The sequence below is a fragment of the Streptomyces sp. ALI-76-A genome (assembly GCF_030287445.1).
Classification (GTDB): domain Bacteria; phylum Actinomycetota; class Actinomycetes; order Streptomycetales; family Streptomycetaceae; genus Streptomyces.
Genome location: NZ_JASVWB010000002.1, coordinates 581,041 through 600,547 on the forward strand (window position 1 = coordinate 581,041; position 19,507 = coordinate 600,547).

The 19,507-nt window shown below is 70.2% G+C and carries 20 protein-coding genes and 2 pseudogenes; 16 read left to right on the plus strand and 6 right to left on the minus strand.

From position 1 onward, the window contains the following. Positions 1-28: 28 nt before the first annotated feature. The 3 genes from QQS16_RS03245 to QQS16_RS03255 form a co-directional block, all read right to left on the minus strand. Positions 29-676: a sigma-70 family RNA polymerase sigma factor gene (locus tag QQS16_RS03245; protein WP_502963756.1), complete on the minus strand. Its 648-nt coding sequence runs from the start codon at positions 674-676 to the stop codon at positions 29-31. A 136-nt stretch (positions 677-812) separates the two neighbouring features. Continuing rightward, the gene (locus QQS16_RS03250; RefSeq protein WP_286060086.1) at positions 813-1,487 is read right to left on the minus strand and encodes a hypothetical protein; all 675 of its coding nucleotides are present in this window, start codon (positions 1,485-1,487) and stop codon (positions 813-815) included. A gap of 195 nt (positions 1,488-1,682) precedes the next feature. After that, positions 1,683-2,204, minus strand: a complete 522-nt coding sequence (locus QQS16_RS03255) for a copper chaperone PCu(A)C (protein WP_286060087.1) — start codon at positions 2,202-2,204, stop codon at positions 1,683-1,685. A 389-nt stretch (positions 2,205-2,593) separates the two neighbouring features. Between QQS16_RS03255 and QQS16_RS03260 the strand changes: the two are divergent. From QQS16_RS03260 to QQS16_RS03310, 12 genes and pseudogenes are all read left to right on the plus strand, one after another. Continuing rightward, a pseudogene (locus QQS16_RS03260) lies at positions 2,594-2,998 on the plus strand (ABC transporter permease subunit); the annotation flags it as partial. Between the two features lie 293 nt (positions 2,999-3,291). Beyond that, positions 3,292-3,861 (plus strand): winged helix-turn-helix domain-containing protein, encoded by a 570-nt coding sequence (locus QQS16_RS03265; RefSeq protein ID WP_286060088.1) that lies wholly within the window; start codon positions 3,292-3,294, stop codon positions 3,859-3,861. Positions 3,862-3,874: 13 nt separating this feature from the next. After that, on the plus strand, positions 3,875-5,104 hold the full coding sequence (locus tag QQS16_RS03270; RefSeq protein ID WP_286060089.1) for an acyl-CoA dehydrogenase family protein: 1,230 nt from the start codon (positions 3,875-3,877) through the stop codon (positions 5,102-5,104). Positions 5,105-5,636: 532 nt separating this feature from the next. Then, on the plus strand, positions 5,637-6,680 hold the full coding sequence (locus tag QQS16_RS03275) for an ABC transporter substrate-binding protein (RefSeq protein WP_286060090.1): 1,044 nt from the start codon (positions 5,637-5,639) through the stop codon (positions 6,678-6,680). A 4-nt stretch (positions 6,681-6,684) separates the two neighbouring features. Next, positions 6,685-7,533, plus strand: coding sequence for an ABC transporter ATP-binding protein (locus QQS16_RS03280; RefSeq protein WP_286060091.1), 849 nt, complete (start codon positions 6,685-6,687; stop codon positions 7,531-7,533). Then, the gene (locus QQS16_RS03285) at positions 7,530-8,471 is read left to right on the plus strand and encodes an ABC transporter permease (RefSeq protein WP_286060092.1); all 942 of its coding nucleotides are present in this window, start codon (positions 7,530-7,532) and stop codon (positions 8,469-8,471) included. Before QQS16_RS03280 ends, QQS16_RS03285 begins: the two co-directional genes overlap by 4 nt. A gap of 126 nt (positions 8,472-8,597) precedes the next feature. Then, the gene (locus QQS16_RS03290) at positions 8,598-9,953 is read left to right on the plus strand and encodes an LLM class flavin-dependent oxidoreductase (RefSeq protein WP_286060093.1); all 1,356 of its coding nucleotides are present in this window, start codon (positions 8,598-8,600) and stop codon (positions 9,951-9,953) included. Between the two features lie 3 nt (positions 9,954-9,956). Next, positions 9,957-10,274 (plus strand): annotated as a pseudogene (locus tag QQS16_RS03295) (RrF2 family transcriptional regulator); the annotation flags it as partial. Between the two features lie 139 nt (positions 10,275-10,413). Further along, a complete protein-coding gene (locus QQS16_RS43445; RefSeq protein WP_353479722.1) occupies positions 10,414-10,530 on the plus strand; it encodes a putative leader peptide in 117 nt (38 codons plus the stop codon). Between the two features lie 206 nt (positions 10,531-10,736). Beyond that, positions 10,737-11,843, plus strand: coding sequence for an ABC transporter substrate-binding protein (locus QQS16_RS03300; protein ID WP_286060094.1), 1,107 nt, complete (start codon positions 10,737-10,739; stop codon positions 11,841-11,843). A gap of 39 nt (positions 11,844-11,882) precedes the next feature. Continuing rightward, complete coding sequence (locus QQS16_RS03305) at positions 11,883-12,680, plus strand: ABC transporter ATP-binding protein (RefSeq protein ID WP_286060095.1); 798 nt, start codon at positions 11,883-11,885, stop codon at positions 12,678-12,680. Next, positions 12,667-13,617 (plus strand): ABC transporter permease, encoded by a 951-nt coding sequence (locus QQS16_RS03310; protein ID WP_286060096.1) that lies wholly within the window; start codon positions 12,667-12,669, stop codon positions 13,615-13,617. The genes QQS16_RS03305 and QQS16_RS03310 overlap by 14 nt, the downstream gene beginning before the upstream one ends. A 112-nt stretch (positions 13,618-13,729) precedes the next feature. On the opposite strand, the gene QQS16_RS03315 is transcribed toward QQS16_RS03310, so the two are convergent. Then, positions 13,730-14,068, minus strand: coding sequence for a MerR family transcriptional regulator (locus QQS16_RS03315; RefSeq protein ID WP_286060097.1), 339 nt, complete (start codon positions 14,066-14,068; stop codon positions 13,730-13,732). Positions 14,069-14,932: 864 nt separating this feature from the next. On the opposite strand from QQS16_RS03315, the gene QQS16_RS03320 reads away from it, so the two are divergent. Further along, positions 14,933-15,298: an STAS domain-containing protein gene (locus QQS16_RS03320; protein ID WP_286060098.1), complete on the plus strand. Its 366-nt coding sequence runs from the start codon at positions 14,933-14,935 to the stop codon at positions 15,296-15,298. On the opposite strand, the gene QQS16_RS03325 is transcribed toward QQS16_RS03320, so the two are convergent. Then, positions 15,295-15,687, minus strand: a complete 393-nt coding sequence (locus QQS16_RS03325) for an ANTAR domain-containing protein (RefSeq protein WP_286060099.1) — start codon at positions 15,685-15,687, stop codon at positions 15,295-15,297. The two genes, QQS16_RS03320 and QQS16_RS03325, sit on opposite strands and share 4 nt — an antisense overlap. A gap of 522 nt (positions 15,688-16,209) precedes the next feature. On the opposite strand from QQS16_RS03325, the gene QQS16_RS03330 reads away from it, so the two are divergent. Both QQS16_RS03330 and QQS16_RS03335 read left to right on the plus strand, forming a co-directional pair. Beyond that, on the plus strand, positions 16,210-17,064 hold the full coding sequence (locus tag QQS16_RS03330) for an ANTAR domain-containing protein (RefSeq protein ID WP_286060100.1): 855 nt from the start codon (positions 16,210-16,212) through the stop codon (positions 17,062-17,064). 418 nt (positions 17,065-17,482) lie between these two features. Next, a complete protein-coding gene (locus QQS16_RS03335; RefSeq protein ID WP_286060101.1) occupies positions 17,483-17,962 on the plus strand; it encodes an ATP-binding protein in 480 nt (159 codons plus the stop codon). 64 nt (positions 17,963-18,026) lie between these two features. Here QQS16_RS03335 and QQS16_RS03340 read toward each other — a convergent pair whose 3' ends face one another. Beyond that, a complete protein-coding gene (locus QQS16_RS03340) occupies positions 18,027-18,674 on the minus strand; it encodes a dihydrofolate reductase family protein (RefSeq protein ID WP_286060102.1) in 648 nt (215 codons plus the stop codon). Between the two features lie 313 nt (positions 18,675-18,987). Here QQS16_RS03340 and QQS16_RS03345 point away from each other — a divergent pair, with 313 nt between their 5' ends. Beyond that, entirely contained in the window at positions 18,988-19,506 is a 519-nt protein-coding gene (locus QQS16_RS03345; protein WP_286060103.1) for an SRPBCC family protein, read from the plus strand. Position 19,507 lies beyond the last annotated feature (1 nt).

The window sequence follows — 19,507 nt, forward strand, 5'->3', positions numbered from 1 at the left end:
CGTGTCCGGCGGGCACCGGCCCCTGGTGTCATGCGGCCAGGGCGGTGGGGGCCACACCCGGGCGCTCTTCGCCGGCCGGCTCCAGGCAGTGCCTCTCGGCCTCGGCCAGCATGCCCATGAGCGTCATGCGGGCGCGGGCCACGCGGGAGCGGACCGTCCCGACCGGGCAGTCGCTCACCGCGGCGGCCTCGGCGTACGGCAGGCCCAGGAGCTGGGTGAGAGTGAACGCCTCACGACGTTCGTCCGGCAGTGCGGCCAGCAGCTCGAGGAGGGCGATGCCGTCGTCGAAGCCGGGCAGGTCGCGCGGCTGGGCGTGCTCGACCGCCAGCTGCCAGTCCTGTTCGTCGGACAGCCGCGGGCGGGCGGCGGCGTGCCGGAAGCTGTCGATCACCGCGCGGCGCGCGATGGACAGCAGCCAGGTACGTGCGGAACAGCGCCCCTCGAACCGGTGCAGGCTGCCGAGCGCTCGCAGGAACGTGTCCTGGGCCAGGTCGTCGGCCACCTGGGGGTCGGCGGAGAGATGGGCGACGTAGCGTACGACGTCGCGGTGCAGGGCTCGTACAAAACGCTCGACGGCGTCCGGGTCGCCCCCACGGGCGGCGAGCGCCCAGGCCGTTATCAGGTCGTCGCTCGACGTCGTCTTCTCGGGCGAGGTGGGCAGGACAGGAAGGGTCACCTGGTGTCCTTCTCGGGTCATCCGGATCCGGACCCACGGGTGAGCGGGGCGGTCCGGCGAACGGGATGGGGACCGTACGCGGGCGTACGGCGAAAGCCCGAGGCGCACTTGGGCTGCCTCGGGACACCGGCTGTCGTCAGACGACAGCGGTCCCCACGGGCGGGCCCCGAGAAGTGAGCGCGTTGACCAGCAGGAGACGCCGCGGCACCCGGTCCGAGCGGCGGCGTACGCGCAGCCGCGGACGGTGCGGTGGCGTGGGCAGGGCCAGCAACAGCCGCAGCGGTACGGCCAGCCGGGTACCCAGGGCCCGCAGGATGCGGAAGGCGGCCCGCTCGCCGTGCGCGAGCCACAGGCCGCACAGCAGCGCCGCCAGCAGGTGGGCGCAGAGCATGCCGAACGACGGCGCTTCGCCCATGGCATGGCCGAAGTGATCCGTGTGAGTCATGTCCACGGCGTCCACGGGCGCGGGGTGCATCGGCATGGACGCCAGGTCGTGACCCATGGAACCCATGTCTGCCGAGGCCCAGTCCCCAGGTACCGAGGCCGCCGGGTGAGCGCCGGACTGCGCCGCGGAGAACGCCGCGTGCAGAGCCGTCTGCACGGCGACCACCACGCACACGATCAGCGGAAGCCCACGCTCGCGGCCGGCCAGGCACCACCCCACGACGCCGGTCACCGCCGCACCGGCGGCCAGGGCCCACCAGGGCACCCGGCCGCCGGACATCATCACGTGACCCAGTGCGGCGAGCAGCACGCAGACGGCCGCGAACACCGCGGCCCGAAGCGTGCGCGAACACCACCCAGCAGTCATGACGGGCCTCATCCTTGCATCCGCCGTGCGGTCGTCAGGGTGGGGTACGCACATTGCCCCGGTCCGGGCTCAATCCGGGAGGCATGATCCACGACACGGCAACGGGCGGGAACCGCAGGGAGGTTCGGTCCGACTACGGGAGAGGGCGGAGTTCCCTCCCGGGCGGCCGTACGCTCACGGCGGCTGCCGGAACGCTCACAACGGGCCCTCGCCGGGGCGGACGACGATCGCCAGGACCTTGATCTGCCCACTGCGCTGGAAGTGCAGGGTGAACGGCACGAGGTCGCCCGCGGTCCATCCCGCTCCGGACCGCACCGTGACGTTCAGACTGTGCGGCGACATGGTGAGGCTGCCGTTCGCGGGCACGACGGCCGAGTCGACCGTTTCCCGGTACGCCACTCTGCCGCTCGTGGTGCGGTGGCGCGAGAGGGTGATGTCGCCCCGCAGCGCGGACGAGGTGATGTCGACCAACCGGTCCTTCGCGTCCCCCGAGTTGGAGATCCGGAAGAACGCCGCGGTGTCCCGGGCGTCGCCGTACGGCAGGAAGACACGCCCGGCGGGCACCTCGATCCGTGCCGGGCTGCCCGCGTTGCCGAAGGCGACCCAGGTCGTCAGACCGCCGAGAGTGACGCCGCACGCGACCACGGGAACCAGTGCGGTGAGCAGGGTGTCGGTGAGTCTGCGACGGGTCGGCCGCCAGAGGCGCTGTCCGGTCATCGGACGGACCTTCTCGGGGCGCAGGACCGCCTGCCGGAGCGGCCGGCCTCGCGATCGGCCAACGCGCTCATCCTCTCCCGCCGAGCCGCCGCACTCGCCCGTACGGCGCGGGCGGGGGCGTCGGTCCGCGGAGCGCCGTACCCGCACCGGAGGAGGGCTGGGGGAACTCTTCCATCATCGGTCTCCTGGATCGCGTCGTACGACTCAGCTCGGTTCGAGCCGTACCGGTTCAGGAGTCGGGTGCGCCGGGGGCCGGGTTCCGGAGCGGGGGTGTGGCCTGCGTCACGCGGGACGGCGGGGTCCGCGCAACCCGGCCCGCAAGCCGCCGTGCCCGCCGCCCGGTGTCGAAGGCCGGGACGCGACCGGCTCAGCGGCGTTGCCATTCCTGACAGGCCCTCGGCATCGGCGGACGGCGCACCCTGCGCCGGATCGTCATTCCGCAGGCGATGCGCTCCATCGTGCCGACGGCGGGGAACATGCTGATCGGCACCCTGAAGGGCACCAGCATCGTCAGCGTGCTGGCGGTGCACGACCTGCCGTACTCGGTGCAACTGGTCTACAACCAGACCTATCAGGTCATTCCGCTACTGATGGTGGCCACCCTGCGGTACATCGCCGTCACGACCGTGTCGGGCGCGGGACAGTTCTACGTCGAGCGCCCCTACGCCCGTGGCGACGCCCGCGCGCTGCCGCCCACGCCCGTGCAGCTCAGGTTCCGTCTGGCCGCACTGCGTGCCCGAGTGGCCAGGACGGCCGGACCGGCGCCCGACGCCCTGCCCGACGACCGACGGTGACCGGTGAGCCCGCCCGGACCCATGTTCCCTATATTTCCTATCGATTTACTAGGGAAGCATTGACGTTCCGCCCGGCGGGTGCGCAGGATGATGTCCATGGCCCACACACAGCAGCGACTCGTTCGCCGTCGGCATGTCGACTTCGGTCACGTCGTCAGCGCCGCCTGCTGTCGCGTGTAAGGCACACGGCGCACACCGCGCGTGCCACTCCGCTCCTTCTCTCTCACCCCAGGTGATCAGGCGAACCCACCCACGGCGCCTGGTGGCCCGCATACCTCTGAAGGACGACTGCCATGACCACGGCACTTCCGGCCCAGGCCACGCCATCGGACTCACCGCTTCCCGACATGCGCCATCTCCGCCTCGTGGGCGACACCGCGCGGGACGGTGACGAGCGAAACGATGCCGCGCCTCTCGTCGGCTACCTCGTGCTCGTTCCCGAGGGCACCGACCCCGCCCAGCTCTTCGCCAAGGACGTGACACGACCGGAGATCCGCCCGGTCGCCTACACGGACACGCCTCCCGTGCCGCAGACCGGCGACGGCGTCGTCCGCATCGATCCCGCGCGCCATGTCGCGGAACTGGACGGACGCGAACTCGACCTCACGTACCTGGAGTTCGGGCTGCTGGCGCACCTGGTTCTGCATCCGCACCAGGTGCACTCGCGCGACCAGCTGATGGCCGGCATCTGGGGCTACGACCACATCGGCGACGGCCGCACCGTGGACGTCCACATCGCGCGGCTGCGCCGCAAGCTGGGCAGGGCCCACCGGCACCGGATCGTCACCGTACGGCGCGTGGGCTACAAGTACGTGCCCGATCACCAAGGGTGCCCCGACAGCGCACCCGGCCACCGAGCTTGAGGAGACCACCGCCATGGGCGTTGCCACCGCGCCGTCCGGACCCGCCTCGGACTCCGACCGGATCGGGCCCGGCCGCGCGCACTGGCTGCGCGTGGGCCGCGAGACGGCGGACGACCTGGCCACGGACGCGGTGGCCAGGGAGCAGGCGGGCAAGGCCCCGCTGGACGAGGTTGCCCGGCTGCGTGAGGCGGGACTGCTGACGCTCCTCGTACCGCACGAGTCCGGAGGCGGCGGCGCGGACTGGACCACGGCCTACGCCGTCATCCGGGAGATCGCCGCCGCCGACGGCGCGATCGGTCAACTGCTGGGCTGCCACTACTTCCTGTCCTGGAGCGCCCGGTTGTTCGCCGAGCCCGCCCTCGCCGCTCAGGTCGAGCGGCGCTCCGCGGCGGAACAGTGGTGCTGGGGCGGTGGTCTCGCCCGTCAGGAACTGCCGCTGACGCTGTCCAGGAAAGCCGGTGGCCATGTGCTCGACGGCCGGCAGAGCTACGCCACGGGCGTCCTGGTCGCCGACCGCCTCGCCGTGCGCGCCGAGCGGGCCGACACCGGCGAGCCTCTCGCCGTCGTCGTCGACGCCGCCCACCCCGGCGTGCGGATCGACGGCGACGCCGACACCTTCGGGCAGCGGCTCGCGGCCGGTGGGAGCGTGGAGTTCGACGCCGTACCGGTCGCCGCCGAGGACGTCCTCGGTTCCCTGTCCGCGGACGAGGACATGCTGTCACCCCTGGCCGCCCTGGCATCGCCGGTCGGGCGCCTGCTCTCGGTCCAGCTCCTGCTCGGCATGGCGGAGGGAGTGCTCGCCGAAGCCCGTGAGTACAGCAGAGTCGGCCACTCCCCCTGGCACCCGGACCGGCCGGCCCGCCCTCCCCAGGACCCGCAGGCACTGACCGTCTACGGAGAACTCACCGTCCTCGCCCACTCCGCGTCCGCACTCGCCGCCCAGGCACGGGACGCCGTCCACGGCGGGCTGGCGCGCGGCGAAGACCTCACCTATGACGAGTACGCGGAGATCTCCGTGCTCGTGGCCATGGCCGAAGCCGCCGCCTCCCGGGCCGCACAGGAGTCCACCACCCGCGCCCTCGACATCGTCGGCACCCGCTCCGCGTCCTCACGGCTGGGTTTCGACCGCTTCTGGCGCAATGCCCGGACCCACACCCTGTACGAGCCCGCCGCTCACCGGCTGCGTGATGTCGGGGACTATTTCCTCAATGGCGCGCACCCTCCGTTCGTCCTGCCGGTCTGACCCCGCGAGGCCGCTGGCTCAGCCTTTTCCCTGGCCTGCTCGACGTGATCGGCACAGGTCACACCGCCCCCCATTCCTGCAATTGTGAACGCGGCACTGCACGCACATGTCGGGGGCTTGAGAATATGAGAAGCGTCGGCAGTCGACATTGACGTGGCCGAATTTCACTGCAAGTCTCATGGCTGTGAGCAAGTCCGAGAACCTCGCCGCGCGCCTGTACGCCGACCTGCGATGTCAGGTCGGCGCCGGCTGTGCCGTCGGCCGCTGAACACGCCGACGGGCGCCGCTCTCCCGCTCCCGCTTCACAGCCGCCACCACGACCGCTGTCGGTATGGACGGCTGGCCGCTACAGAAAATCAGACGGCTGAACGACTGAACAGGTAGTCGGCTGATTCCCGCAAGAAGAACTGGCGGGTCTCCGCCCCTTTCGGTGTCCGCCTTACTCGCGCCCCCTTTCCGGGCCCTCATCGGCCATGGCTTCTCCATGCCCGATTTCGCCCCACCCGCCATTCGTGTGAACAGGACCTTTCCCATGGCCATTACGGCATCGACCCGACGCCAGTTCCTTTCCCTGCTCGGTCTTTCTGCGGTGGCCGTGAGCTGCGGCACGACCGCCGGAGCCACATCCGGCAAGGGCCCGACCAAGACGATCCGGTACCAGGGCTGGGCGGGCCAGGTGATCCTGCCGGAACTGGCCGAGGACCTCGGCTATCTGGAGGACGTGAAGCTGGACTGGGTCGGCAACACCATCAGCGGGCCGCAGGACATCCAGTCCGCGGCCACGGGCCAGGTCGACTTCGGCGGCGCGTTCAACGGCGCGGTCGTCAAACTGGCGGCGAACAACGCCCCCGTCAAGGCCGTCATCAGCTACTACGGCTCCGACAAGTACGCCTACAACGGCTTCTACGTCCTCGAGGACAGCCCCATCCGCTCGGCCAGGGACCTGATCGGCAAGAAGGTCGGGATGAACACACTGGGAGCGCACGCCGAAGCCATGCTCGACATCTATCTGCGGCGAGGCGGTCTGTCCCGGGCGGAGATCGGCAAGGTCGAGCCACTCGTGGTCCCACCGGTCAACACCGAGCAGACGCTGCGGCAGAAGCAGATCGACGTGGCCGTGCTCGGCGGCGTCCTGCGCGACAAGGCACTGGCGGCCGGGGGCATCCGCCCGCTGTTCACCGACTTCGCACTGCTCGGCGCGTTCAGCGCGGGCACCTACGTGATGACGGACCGCTTCCTGAAGCAGAACCCCGACACGGCCCGGACCTTCGTCACCGCCGTGGGGCGGGCCGTCGAGTGGTCCCGTTCCACTCCGCACGAAGAGGTCATCGCCCGGATGACGGACATCGTGAAGAAGCGCGGCCGCAACGAGGACACCGCACCCCTGAAGTACTGGCGCTCCTACGGCGTCGCCGAGAAGGCGGGTCTGATCACCGGCAAGGAACTCAAGCTGTGGATCGACTGGCTGGCCGAACGCGGTGACATCAAGAAAGGCCAGGTCACCCTGTCCGACCTCTACACCAACGACTTCAACGGCAACGCGAAGTCCCCCTCCACGGCCAAGAGCGGGAGCTGATCCCATGCCGGACTCCACCACCACCCCCACCACACCCAAGATCGTGTTCGAGGACGTACGGAAGGACTTCACCGTCAAGGACCGGACAAGGGCGCGACGGGCTTCCCGGTTCACCGCCCTCGACGGCGTCGATCTGGAGATAGCGGCCGGCGAGTTCGTCGTCCTGGTCGGCCCGAGCGGCTGCGGGAAGTCCACGCTGCTGGATCTCCTCGGCGGCCTCACCCGGCCCACCGGCGGACGGATCCTGCTGGACGGCGAACCCGTCACCGGCCCGGGCCTGGACCGGGGCATCGTGTTCCAGCAGTACGCGCTGCTGCCGTGGCGCACGGCGCAGGGCAACGTCGAGTTCGGCCTGGAGGCCACCGGCGTCCCACGGCGTCAACGCCCGTCACGAGCCAGGGAGTTCCTGGACCTGGTCGGCCTGTCCGGGTTCGAGCAGCGCCATCCGCAGGAGCTGTCGGGAGGGATGCGGCAGCGGGTGGCGATCGCCCGCAGCCTCGCCTACGACCCCGACGTCCTGCTGATGGACGAACCGTTCGCCGCGCTGGACGCCCAGACCCGGGAGTCGCTGCAGGACGAACTGCTGCGCATCTGGCAGCGCACCGGCAAGACCGTCGTCTTCATCACGCACAGTATCGACGAGGCCGTCTACCTGGGGCAGCGCGTCGCCGTCATGACATCGAGGCCGGGTCGCATCAAGCAGATCGTGCCGGTCGCCTTCGACTCCCGTACGGCGACGGACGACCTGCGCTCCAGTCCCGAGTTCGCGCGGCACCGGCACACACTCTGGTCGCTGCTGCGCGACGAGGTGGCCAGGGCCCAGCAGTTGGAGAAGGAGGAGGTTCCCGCATGAGCACCACGACCGGCACGTTCACCGAGAAGACCACGGCACCGGGCCCGGTGAGCGCCGCCGACTCCGACCCGGCCTCATCCCCCGCCGCCTCCGCGCCACGTGAGGCATCGCCCCCGAGGGTGAGCGACGTCCGCTGCACGCCGGCCCGACTGCGCCGGGCGGTCCGCGGGCTGCCGTACCTGCTGCTCAAGGGGGCGACCAAGTCCGTCGCGATCGTGGCTCTGCTGCTGCTGTGGGAGACCGCACCACGGGTGGGCCTGGTAGACCGGACCTTCCTGCCGCCGTTCAGCGAGGTCGCCCAGGCCTGGTGGGGACTGGCCGCCGACGGTCAGCTCGCCGACAACGCGCGTGCCAGTCTGGTGCGCTCGTTCAGCGGATTCGGTATCGCGGTGGCCGTCGCCGTGCCGCTCGGCCTGCTGATCGGCTGGTACCGGCCGGTCGCCGACCTGCTCGGCCCCCTGCTGGAGGTGTTCCGCAACACCGCGGCGCTGGCCCTGCTGCCGGTGTTCGTCCTGCTGCTGGGCATCGGCGAGACCTCGAAGATCTCCATCGTGGTGTACGCGTGCACCTGGCCGATCCTGCTCAACACCATCAGCGCGGTCCGCAACGTCGACCCGACCCTGCTGAAGCTGGCGAAGTCGATGAACCTGCCCGCGCCGCGCCTGTTCCAGAAGGTCATCCTGCCGTCCGCGGTGCCGGTGATGTTCACCGGCATCCGGCTGGCCGGAGCGGTGTCGATCCTGGTGCTGGTCGCCGCCGAGATGATCGGCGCGAAGGCGGGCCTCGGCTATCTGATCAACGCCTCGCAGTACAACTTCGCGATCCCGCAGATGTACGCGGGCATCATCACGATCTCCGCCATCGGCGTGGCGTTCAACCAGGTCCTGGTGGCCGTGGAACGACGGCTCAGCTCCTGGCGCGTACCGGCCGGCGGCTGACCCGTCCGCCGCGCGCCTCATCACCCACCTGTCTCCTGCCCGCCGGTCTCCCCCTGCCCGCCGGTCACGTCCCCCCGTCGGTCTCCCCCTGCCCGTTGGTCCCACCGCCCCGATCCGAGGAACCCCATGACCGCGTCCAGCCCCCGTCGGCTCCACCTCAACGCCTTCCTCATGAACGCCGGCCACCACGACGCCGCCTGGCGTCACCCCCGCACCCAGCCCGAACGGGTCACGGACCTGCGCTACTTCCAGCAGCTCGCGCGGACCGCCGAGCGCGGCCTGCTCGACTCGGTCTTCCTCGCCGACGGCCTCGCTCTGTGGGGCAAGGTCCGGCACAACGCGCTCGGCGGCTTCGAACCGCTCACCCTGCTGTCCGCCCTGGCGGCCGTCACCGAACACGTCGGCCTGATCGCCACCGTCTCCACCACCTTCAACGAGCCCTTCCACACCGCCCGCAAGTTCGCCTCCCTGGACCACATCAGCGGCGGCCGGGCGGGCTGGAACATCGTCACCTCCGGCACCGTGAACGAGGCCCGCAACTTCGGGCAGGACGATCACCTTGAGCACGGGCTGCGCTACGAGCGGGCACGGGAGTTCGTCGAGGTCGCCACCAAGCTGTGGGACAGCTGGGAGGACGACGCGATCCTGCTCGACCGTGAGCGTGGCGTCTACGCCGACACCGACAAGGTGCGGGAGATCAACCACCGCGGGGAGTACTTCGGGGTGCAAGGCCCCCTGAACGTACCGCGCACTCCCCAGGGGTACCCGCTGCTGGTGCAGGCCGGTTCGTCGGAGGACGGCAAGGAGTTCGCCGCCCAGTACGCCGAGGCCGTCTTCACCGCCCAGCAGACCCTCGCCGACGGCCAGGCCTTCTACAAGGACCTCAAGTCCCGGCTCGCTCGCCATGGCCGCACAGAGGACCAGTTGCTGGTGCTGCCGGGCATCGCCCCGGTCATCGGCTCGACGGAGGCGGAAGCCCGAGCCCTGGAACAGGAGTTGACCGACCTTCAGGTGCCCGAGTACGGGCTCGCCCAGCTGTCCGGCATGCTCGGCACCGACCTGACCGGGCTGCCGCTGGACGGCCCGCTGCCCGAACTCCCCGAGGAACGCGACATCAACGGCAACAAGAGCCGCTTCACACTCGTCGCCGAACTCGCCCGCCGCGACGGCCTCACCCTGCGCGAGGTGATCGCCCGCCTCGGCGCCGGCCGCGGTCACCGGGTGTTCGCAGGCACCCCCGAGCAGGTGGCCGACCAGCTGGAGGAGTGGTTCACCCAGGGTGCCGCCGACGGCTTCAACATCATGCCGCCTTATCTGCCGGGCGGTCTGGAGGACTTCGTCGACCAGGTGGTGCCGATCCTGCAGCGGCGCGGTCTGTTCCGCACCGAGTACACCGGCCGCACCCTGCGCGAGAACTACGGCCTGGCCCGCCCCGCCAACCGGCTGGCTGCGGCGGCCACAGCCCCGGGGCGGGCCGTGTGACCGGACATGCGCCGGAGCGGCCTCGTCCTCAGCCGGCGCGGCGGCAACGGCGGCTACCGGCTGGCCGGACCCGCCGAGTCCATCAGCATCGCCGACGTCATCCGCCCCGTGGACGGACCGCTGGTCTCGGTGCGCGGGGTCCGGCCCCCGGAGCTGCCCTACACCGGCTCCGCCGAGTCGCTGCTCCCCTTGTGGATCGCGCTGCGGTCCCATGTGCGCGAGATCCTCGAGGGCGTGTCCCTCGCCGACGTCGCGTCGGCCCGACTTCCCGCCGACATCTCGGCGTTGACCGACGCTCCGAGCGCCTGGGTGAACCCCTGACACGCCGGACCACCACCGCCGGTCCCAAAAAATGAGATGTCGGCGTCCATCATGCGGACTACCCCTTGGGGTGGAGGCCACCTTCTGCCACGATCCCTAGCAACCAGGTAGGAAAACTAGGGATCTGTGGGGGGTGGCCATGGGAACGGTCGAGCACGCGGCCCGGTCGCGGCCCCTTCTGACCTCGCGTCGTCACATCGATCTCGGCCGTACGTCCAGCGCCATCTGTCGGCCCTTCTGCCGCCGCAGGACCTGACTCCTTCCGGACCAGCGCTCCCGCCGCCCCGCCTCCGCCGGCGGCCGGCCACCCTCGGCGAACACGCCTCCCACGCTGCACTTCTCGGCCCGCGGCGGCATGCCCGCCGCCGCCGGCTCCCGAGTGGAGAGCCGGCGCGTGCCGAGAAGCAGTACGCCCCACCTTTCCGTACCTCCCCGATCACCCATTCCTGAGAGGACACCTCCGTGTCTGCCGCAAGACCGCTCACCGCCCTGCGCACCCTCGCCGCCGTCGCCGCGCTTCCCCTCCTGCTCACCGCGTGCGGCTACGGTTCCCAGTCCACTGACGACGGCAAGCAGGCCGAGGTCGCGGCGGGCGCCAAGAAGCTCTCCGCCGACGAGGTGAAGATCGGTTACTTTCCCAACCTCACGCACGGCACCGCGCTGGTGGGCATCCAGAAGGGTCTCCTGCAGAAGGAGCTCGGCGGCACCACGATCAAGGCGGCCACCTTCAACGCCGGCCCCTCCGAGATCGAGGCGCTGAACGCCGGTTCCATCGACATCGGCTGGATCGGCCCCTCCCCCGCGATCAACGGCTACACCAAGTCCGGCGGCAAGAACCTGCGCATCATCGGCGGTTCCGCCTCCGGCGGGGTGAAGCTCGTCGTCAACCCGGACAAGATCAAGACACTGAACGATCTCAAGGGCAAGAAGATCGCGACCCCGCAGCTCGGCAACACCCAGGACGTCGCGTTCCTCAACTGGATCGCGGAGAAGGGCTGGAAGGTCGACGCGGAGAGCGGCAAGGGCGACGTCTCCGTCGTCCGCACCGACAACAAGATCACCCCGGACGCCTACAAGTCCGGCTCCATCGACGGCGCCTGGGTACCGGAGCCGACCGCGTCCAAGCTGGTCACCGAGGGCGCGAAGGTGCTGCTGGACGAGGCCGACCTGTGGCCGGACAAGAAGTTCGTGATCACGAACATCATCGTGCGCCAGGACTTCCTCAAGAAGCACCCGGACGTCGTCGAGGCCGTGCTGCGCGGCTCGGTCAAGACCAACGAGTGGATCAACGCCAACCCGGAGGAGGCCAAGGCCGCCGCCAACAAGGCGCTGAAGGAGGAGTCCGGCAAGGCCCTGCCCGCCGGGGTCATCGACCCGGCCTGGAAGTCGATCACCTTCCTCGACGACCCGCTGGCCGCCACCCTGAACGCCGAGGCGGAGCACGCGGTGAAGGCCGGTCTGCTGGAGGAGCCCGACCTGAAGGGCATCTACGACCTCGCACCGCTCAACAAGGTCCTCAAGGCCGCGGGCAAGGACGAGGTCGACGACGCCGGTCTCGGCGCCGAGTAACGACAACCGCACCCGATCAGTTCCCAGGAGGTGACGACCATGGCCACTGCGATCGCCAAGGCTGCCGAGAACACCACGGCGGTGACACCCGCCGTCCGCATCGAGCACGTCTCGAAGTCCTTCCCCGCGCCGGGCACGCCCGGCGGACAGCAGCTCGTACTGGACGACATCACGCTCGACGTCACACCGGGCGAGTTCGTCACCCTCCTGGGGGCCTCCGGCTGCGGCAAGTCCACCCTGCTCAACCTGGCCGCGGGACTGGACCGGCCGTCCGCCGGCTCGATCGCCACGGACGGCCGACCCGCCCTGATGTTCCAGGAGCACGCGCTGTTCCCGTGGCTGACCGCGGGCAAGAACATCGAACTCGCGCTGAAGCTGCGCGGGGTCGCCAAGCCGGAACGCCGGCCGGAGGCGGAGCGGCTGCTGGAACTCGTACGCCTGCGGGGCGCCCACGGCAAGCGGGTGCACGAGCTGTCGGGCGGTATGCGGCAGCGCGTCGCCCTGGCCCGAGCGCTGGCCCAGGACAGCCGGCTGCTGCTGATGGACGAGCCGTTCGCCGCGCTGGACGCCATCACCCGTGACGTCCTGCACGACGAGCTGACCCGCATCTGGGGTGAGACAGGCGTGTCGGTGCTGTTCGTCACGCACAACGTGCGGGAGGCGGTGAAGCTCGCGCAGCGGGTGGTGCTGCTGTCCTCGCGGCCGGGGAGGATCGCGCGGGAGTGGACGGTCGACATCCCGCAGCCGCGCCGCATCGAGGACAGCGCGGTCGCCGAACTGTCCGTCGAGATCACCGAAGAACTGCGTAGGGAGATCCGCCGCCATGGCCAGCACTGACACCGGCGTCGACACGACGGACGACAACGCGAAGGACCGCTCGTCGGCGGCCGGAAAGCCCCACGCGGCGGCGCCGGACACGCAGGATCTGGCGGGGCTGGAGGCCGGGCTCGACGCACTGGAGACGGTACAGACCGCTCGTACACCGCTGCGCGAGACCCTGCTGCGCAAGGCGCTGCCGCCCCTCACCGCCATCGCGCTGGTGCTGCTGGCCTGGCAGCTCCTCGTGTGGCTGGAGGCCGCCCCCGCCTACAAGCTGCCGGCGCCGTCCGCGGTGTGGGACGAGGTGACCGACGCGTGGCTGCAGGGCACCCTTGTCGAGTACATCTGGACCAGCGTCTCGCGCGGTCTGCTCGGCTTCCTCATGGCGCTCGCCATCGGCACACCGCTGGGCCTGCTGGTCGCCCGGGTGACCTTCGTCCGGGCGGCCATCGGCCCCATCCTGTCCGGCCTGCAGTCGCTGCCGTCGGTGGCCTGGGTGCCCCCCGCCGTGCTCTGGCTGGGTCTCAACAACTCGATGATGTACGCCGTGATCCTGCTCGGCGCGGTCCCCTCCATCGCCAACGGCCTCGTCGCGGGTATCGACCAGATCCCGCCCCTGTTCCTGCGCGCCGGAAAGACACTGGGCGCGACCGGGGTGCGCGGGGCCTGGCACATCGTGATGCCGGGGGCGCTGCCCGGCTATCTGGCGGGGCTGAAGCAGGGCTGGGCGTTCTCCTGGCGGTCCCTGATGGCCGCCGAGATCATCGCCTCCTCGCCCGATCTGGGTGTCGGCCTCGGCCAGTTGCTGGAGAACGGGCGGAACAACGCCAGCATGTCGCAGGTGTTCCTGGCCATCTTCCTGATCCTGCTCGTCGGCATCGCCATCGACCTGCTGATCTTCAGCCCGGTGGAACGGCGGGTGCTGCGCGGCCGCGGCCTGCTCGTCACCCGCTGACGAACTGATCGTCCACGGGTTGCCCGGAACGCGGTGCGTTCCGGGCAACCCGTGCGGGTGACAACCGCGAAGCTCGGGCGAGAAGTGCTGAGGAGGTGCGGGTCCCGGCCTCTCAGGCCGCGGCCGTCGGGTTCGCCGATTCCGCGGCGCTGCGGTACTCGGCGTTGAGGCGCTGGGCTTCTTCGAGCTGGTCCTCGAGGATGATGATGCGGCACGCGGCCTCGATGGGGGTGCCGTGGTCGACGAGTTCCCTGGCGCGGGCGGCGATGCGCAGCTGGTAGCGGGAGTAACGGCGGTGGCCGCCGGGGGAACGGAGCGGGGTGATGAGGCGGGCTTCGCCGATGGCGCGGAGGAAGCCCTGGGTGGTGCCGAGCATCTCGGCGGCCCGGCCCATCGTGTAGGCCGGGTAGTCGTCATCGTCGAGACGGTCGTACGAGTCGTCTGCGGTCACTTGCACCTCTCTGTGCGACGCGTGGAGGGGCCCTGGTGCCAATGGCACCAGGGCCCCGAAGGAACTGCTACACCATCTGCCGGCCCTGGTACTGCGCCGGCCTTCTGTTTCCGCAGCGCCGACCCAGATGCGGTCGGGGCTGCCGGGATCGCGGTTGCTTGACCGGAGACCACCTCACTATCGATGTCCTGCGGTACCCGGGCTCAAGACATTCGCCCGGGCGATCCTGATGGCGTCAATTCCTCCGTATTCCCTCGGTGATCAACTGCTTGTCGAACGGGTACTGCGTCCTGCTGGTGATGCGAACTGCTCACGGCGGCCCCTGATCACCGCGGGCCACCCGGTGCGGCCGTCAGCCCCGTCGCCGTCCTGCAACCGCTCTGGCTTCGGGACTCCACCGCCACACCGTCCTGCACTTTCCTGTACTGCCGACCGGCAGTTCATCTCTGCCAGGCCTTGCTGTCTCTCTGGGTACGAGAGAAACCATAACCACGGCGCCGACCAATGTCTACCCCGACAAAGACAGATTTCCGCGCGTCCGGCAGTGAGGCAATCGACCTCGAACAGCCGACGGCAGCGGATGTGCGGACGTTGACGGCCAGCTCACCGACCAGGCAGCCGGGTCGGACCCATGACGTGGGCCGACACCGGCAGACCACGGCTCGGCCCGGACGCGGATTTCCCCCGGTCCATACCTGCGCACGCCTCGCACCACGCCGCACACGCCCGCGCACGGTCCGGGTAATAACGCGCACACGTGTTCGGCAGGGGAACGGGGCAGGTTCGCCGTAGCATCGGGGCAGGCTGTCGGCGCAGATCATGTCGGGGCCGAGGTCCCTACCAGCGAGCGCAGTCGAGGAAACAGTGACAGACCCGCACAGAGCAGCCCGGCCCGACCACCTGTCGGTCGACCACACCACCGTCGGCGACAGCAAGGTGGTCACCGTGCGCGGTGAGATCGACCACGAAGTCAAGGACATCCTCACCGACGCCCTACTGGCCTCCGCCGACACGGCGCCGCCACGCGTCGTGGTGGACCTCAGCGGGGTGACGTTCATGGACTCCAGCGGCATCAACGTCTTCGTCACCGTCCACCGGGCCGTGAGCGACGCTCAGGGCTGGCTGCGTATCGCCGGCGCCCAGGAATCCGTACTCCGCATCCTTGAGCTCGTCGGCCTGGACGAGATCATCCCCTGCCATCCCACCGTCGAGCAGGCCCTGAACGCCTAGCCGGTCGCGCTGTCCCGGGCCGGCGGCGCTCCGTCCGGCCGCCCGGCCCCCGAGTCCGGAGCGCGCCGCTCGTCCGACCGCCGCCGCACGGCCGCCTCCAGCTCCCGGCCCACCGCGTCCGGCAACGGCTGTCCCAGCGCCCAGGCGATCACCGTCTCGGCCACGGTGTGCAGTTTGGTGTTGGTGCGCTGGGAGATCTCGCGCAGCACATCGAACCCGGCGGCCGGCACGAGCCGGTGGATCGCGGTGAGGACGCCGATGGCCTGGTCCACCGTCGCGTGGGAGTTGACGGCTTGCCGAAGCTGGGCGTTCTCCTGTGCCAGACGGGCGTTCGTGGCGTCGTCACGTGTGCCGTCGGGCGAAGCGCCCGGCACGCGGGAGGTCGTCATGCTGGTCTCCATACAGGGGCAAGGCTTCCTCTACGCCTGCCCCTCACCGCACGGCAAGACACTCTCCGTACGGCACGAAGATCCCACAGGGGGCGGGTCGGCCCTTCGCGCCACAGGGTGGCGGGACGGCTCTTCGCCGGCCTCGGTCGGCGAAGAGCCGTCAAGGGCTGTCTGCCCAACCCTTGTCCTGCCGGGTGGCCCCCTCGTTCATCCTCACACCCCGCGGACCGTACAGGTGAGAACGAACGGCCTACGCCGGGGCAGCGGCCGCCCCAACACTTCCCGCGCACCGGCCCCACGCGACCCGTGGCACGGAGGGAGGAGCACACCCCTCGACACCGCCCTGTCACTCACGGTCATGATGGGAGGTGCTCTGGCGGGACCGGCAGGGGATGTGATTAAGGTTGAGCGGGTGCTTGGGACAGAGGCACATCCGCAGTGTGCGCACGGCTGACCGCGAGAGCGAGAGACGGCTCAGCCTGACGTGCGCTGGCAAGAGTGCCGAGCAAGGGAGACCGTTCCGTGCGCCAGGAGCCCTTGAGCCCGCCCCTGCCCGATGCCGTCCGGACGCCGCCTGCCGGCGAGACGACCGGGCAGCCGCCCCAGAGTGACATCGAGCTGCGCAATCGCCGACTGGCGCGCGCCGCTGTCGTGCCCGCCCAGCGGACACTGCTCGGACGCTATGGGCTGGCCTCCGAAACGGCGGCCTTCGAGCTGCTGCGCCAGGCCTCCCAGCGGTTCAACATTAAGCTGCACACCCTGGCCGACGCCGCCGCACGCATCCCCGGCCCCGACGCGGACGCCGACGTGTGGTTCCCCGGCCGGGCCCGCTACAGGCCGCCGCCCCTGCCGGGCCTGGCCGTGGACGAGGCCAGCCGCAGCAGCCACGGGGCGGTCCTGAAGGCCGCGATGCGGCGCGTGCTGCACGTCACCGAGACCGGCATGGGCAACGTACAACTGGCCGAAAGCGGGATGCTCCGCCTGGAGAAGCACACCGGACTGAACCGGCAGTTCACCGACTTCTTCGCCTTCGTCCAGGATTCGACGACATCCTGCGCACAGGCCGCCGCGCAACGCCAGCAGGTCACGGTGAAGGACGTCGCGGTCGCCGACGTCTTCGACGAGGACTCCCGCCGCACGATCCTGCACGCGGGCAGCCGCGCCGCCCACAGCCTCCCCCTGACCAGTCGCGCCGGAACGGTGCTGGGAATGATCTCCTCGCACCACGAACAGCCCTTGACCGACTTCACCCGGGCCCAGCTCGCCGCCCTGGACGCCACCGGGGCACAAGTGGGCCAGTGGCTGCTCTGGCACCGGCACACCGTGGTGCTGGACGCTCTCGAACATCTGCACACCACCGCCAGAGCCGCACGCTGACCCAATCACCCCTTTTGCCCGACTCCCTGTACGTACTACCGAACACGACATGGCCCTTTTCCTCGTCACGGCGGACATCGTGATGAGAGTGTGCAGGCAGCGGATGCCAGGCTCTGACGGTACGGAGACGGCCTCTCGCTACGGGGCTCGCTTGGGAACACAGGCGTGAACCGCCACCTGCGAAGGCGGGCGGTTGTGTGTCCGCTCGCCCGCGCCCGGAGCCTGGGACCCGCCGGACACACCCCCACGCCCGGAACCCCGCGACCCGCCAGGGGCGGTCGTGGCGCCCTTGGGGCTGAGGTTGAAGCCGGGACTCGCGCAGCTTTCCACGGCGCGTGATCAAACGGGGTGTGTAGAACTCGGCTTCGTGGGCAGGCGCCTCGCGTAACGGTCACGGCTCAGGAAGCGGGCGGATCGCATGGATCAGGCTGCCCAAAAACAGGATCAGCTGGTGAGTGAAGAGCTGATCAAGGTCTCCGAAGGCTATGAGGGCGGCTCCGGCGACATCTCAAAGGCACGCAGGTTGGCACGCACCTTCTTGGAGGGAGTACAGGCCGTTCACGGCCTTCCGGTGTCCGGCCGCGCGATGGACACGGTCCAACTGGTGGTCAGCGAGTTGTTGACGAACGCCTGCAAGTACGCGCCCGGTCCATGCCTGCTCGATGTGGAGGTGACCGGTGGCCGGGTCGAGGTGACGGTCTGGGACAGCAACCCGACGCTGCCGGTGGCCACAGCCGCCGACCCGGGCCGGGTGGGCCAGCACGGTCTGGAGATCGTGATGGCCGTGTGCCAGAGCTTCGAGGTGCACCGGGAGCCGGTGGGCAAGCGCATGGTCGCCGCCGTCATGCTCGCGGACGACCTCGGCGGAGACGTCGCGGGTCACGATCCCTGCGCGTGACCCGCCACGGCCCCGCCCCGGTCTCTCCCCCGCCCGGAAGGTGCGCGGGATCGTCGGCCGCGGCTCACAGACCCGCACGGGTGAACGTCAGATGCGTGACTCCGCTCGGCGCGGAGACGGCCTCGACCCCGTAGTCCTTCTCGAAGCCCTCCAGCCCGTCCCAGAGGCGCACGCCTCGGCCGAGCAGGATCGGGACCACCACGACGTGCAGGTGGTCGACGAGCCCGGCGGTGAGGAAGTCACGGATCATGGTGGGCCCCCCACCGATGCGTACGTCCTGGCCGCCGGCGGCCTCGCGGGCCGTCTCGAGCGCGTCGGCAGGCGAGGCGTCGAGGAAGTGGAACGTCGTGCCGCCCTCCATCCGGATGGACGGGCGCGGGTGATGCGTGAGGACGAAGACCGGCGTGTGGAACGGCGGGTTGGGACCCCACCACCCCTTCCACTGCGGGTCCTCGTGCCAGCCGGGGTGGCCGAACTTCCCGGCGCCCATGATCTCGGCGCCGATCCCGGGAGCGAACAGCCGCACGAAGGCGTCGTCGACGCCGCCCGTGCCGCCCGGTCGGCCCAGCATCTCGCGGCCCCACCGAGTGGCGAACATCCATTCGTGCAGCCGTTCACCGGCGTGGCCGAAGGGTGCGTCGAGACTCTGGCCCTCGCCGGTGGCGAACCCGTCGAGCGAGATGGAGATGTGTTGGACGCGGACGAGTGACACGGCGGGTGCCTTTCCTTCGCTGGGTCGAGCGCTGGGTCGAGCTTCTTCGGATCAGCTCGGTCATGAGGCGAAGGTAGCCGCCCCGGTGTCGTGGCGAGGCCCCGAGGAACCCGATCAGTGCTGACCGATCCGCCCTCGGGGTGCCGCGTGCGGCTGCCCGCGGTGCGCGCTGGTGCCCGTGCCGCCTGCCTTCCGCGTTAGGACATGTGGATGACGGGTAGTCGGCTCGCTGCGGCCGCATGAGGCTGACGTGTGGCGACCGGCCGGGCGTGCGGTGAGACTGGGGCGAGTGGCGCCTGACGATGGGTGGGCCATGTATACCGTTGAGGAAACGATCGAGGTCGCGGTTCCGGTGCGCACCGCGTACAACCAGTGGACCCAGTTCACGAGCTTCCCCCGTTTCATGACCGTGGTGAAGAAGGTCGAGCAGGTCAGGCCCGCCCTCCTCACGTGGACTCTCGCCGTGGGGCCCCTGCGCCGCGAGTTCCAGACCGAGATCGTGGAGCAGCGACCCGACTCGCACGTGAGCTGGCGAAGTCTTGAACGGCACACCGTCCACCGGGGCGAAGTGTCGTTCCGGCCCACCACGGCGGACGGTACGGCCGTCACCGTCCGGATCGAGATCGAGTCGCGCGGCGTCACCGGTGTGCTCGGCGGCCTCCCCAAGCTGGTCAGCCGTGTCGTACGGGGAGAGCTGCGGCACTTCAAGGGGTACATCGAAGGGCTCGGTGCGGAGAGCGGGGCGTGGCGGGGCACCATCCGCGACGGACGCGTACGGCCCGAGGAAGCGAAGCCGCACCGGAGCCGGGTGGCTCGCTGGCCCGTCGGCTGAC

Coding starts and splice junctions, on each gene's coding strand:
- QQS16_RS03345 (WP_286060103.1), top strand. CDS start 18,988: ATGTATACCGTTGAGGAAACGATCGAGGTCGCGGTTCCGGTGCGCACC.
- QQS16_RS03325 (WP_286060099.1), bottom strand. CDS start 15,687: ATGACGACCTCCCGCGTGCCGGGCGCTTCGCCCGACGGCACACGTGAC.
- QQS16_RS03305 (WP_286060095.1), top strand. CDS start 11,883: ATGGCCACTGCGATCGCCAAGGCTGCCGAGAACACCACGGCGGTGACA.
- QQS16_RS03280 (WP_286060091.1), top strand. CDS start 6,685: ATGCCGGACTCCACCACCACCCCCACCACACCCAAGATCGTGTTCGAG.
- QQS16_RS03250 (WP_286060086.1), bottom strand. CDS start 1,487: ATGACTGCTGGGTGGTGTTCGCGCACGCTTCGGGCCGCGGTGTTCGCG.
- QQS16_RS03335 (WP_286060101.1), top strand. CDS start 17,483: ATGGATCAGGCTGCCCAAAAACAGGATCAGCTGGTGAGTGAAGAGCTG.
- QQS16_RS03265 (WP_286060088.1), top strand. CDS start 3,292: ATGACCACGGCACTTCCGGCCCAGGCCACGCCATCGGACTCACCGCTT.
- QQS16_RS03285 (WP_286060092.1), top strand. CDS start 7,530: ATGAGCACCACGACCGGCACGTTCACCGAGAAGACCACGGCACCGGGC.
- QQS16_RS03270 (WP_286060089.1), top strand. CDS start 3,875: ATGGGCGTTGCCACCGCGCCGTCCGGACCCGCCTCGGACTCCGACCGG.
- QQS16_RS03310 (WP_286060096.1), top strand. CDS start 12,667: ATGGCCAGCACTGACACCGGCGTCGACACGACGGACGACAACGCGAAG.
- QQS16_RS03275 (WP_286060090.1), top strand. CDS start 5,637: ATGGCCATTACGGCATCGACCCGACGCCAGTTCCTTTCCCTGCTCGGT.
- QQS16_RS03290 (WP_286060093.1), top strand. CDS start 8,598: ATGACCGCGTCCAGCCCCCGTCGGCTCCACCTCAACGCCTTCCTCATG.
- QQS16_RS03255 (WP_286060087.1), bottom strand. CDS start 2,204: ATGACCGGACAGCGCCTCTGGCGGCCGACCCGTCGCAGACTCACCGAC.
- QQS16_RS43445 (WP_353479722.1), top strand. CDS start 10,414: ATGGGAACGGTCGAGCACGCGGCCCGGTCGCGGCCCCTTCTGACCTCG.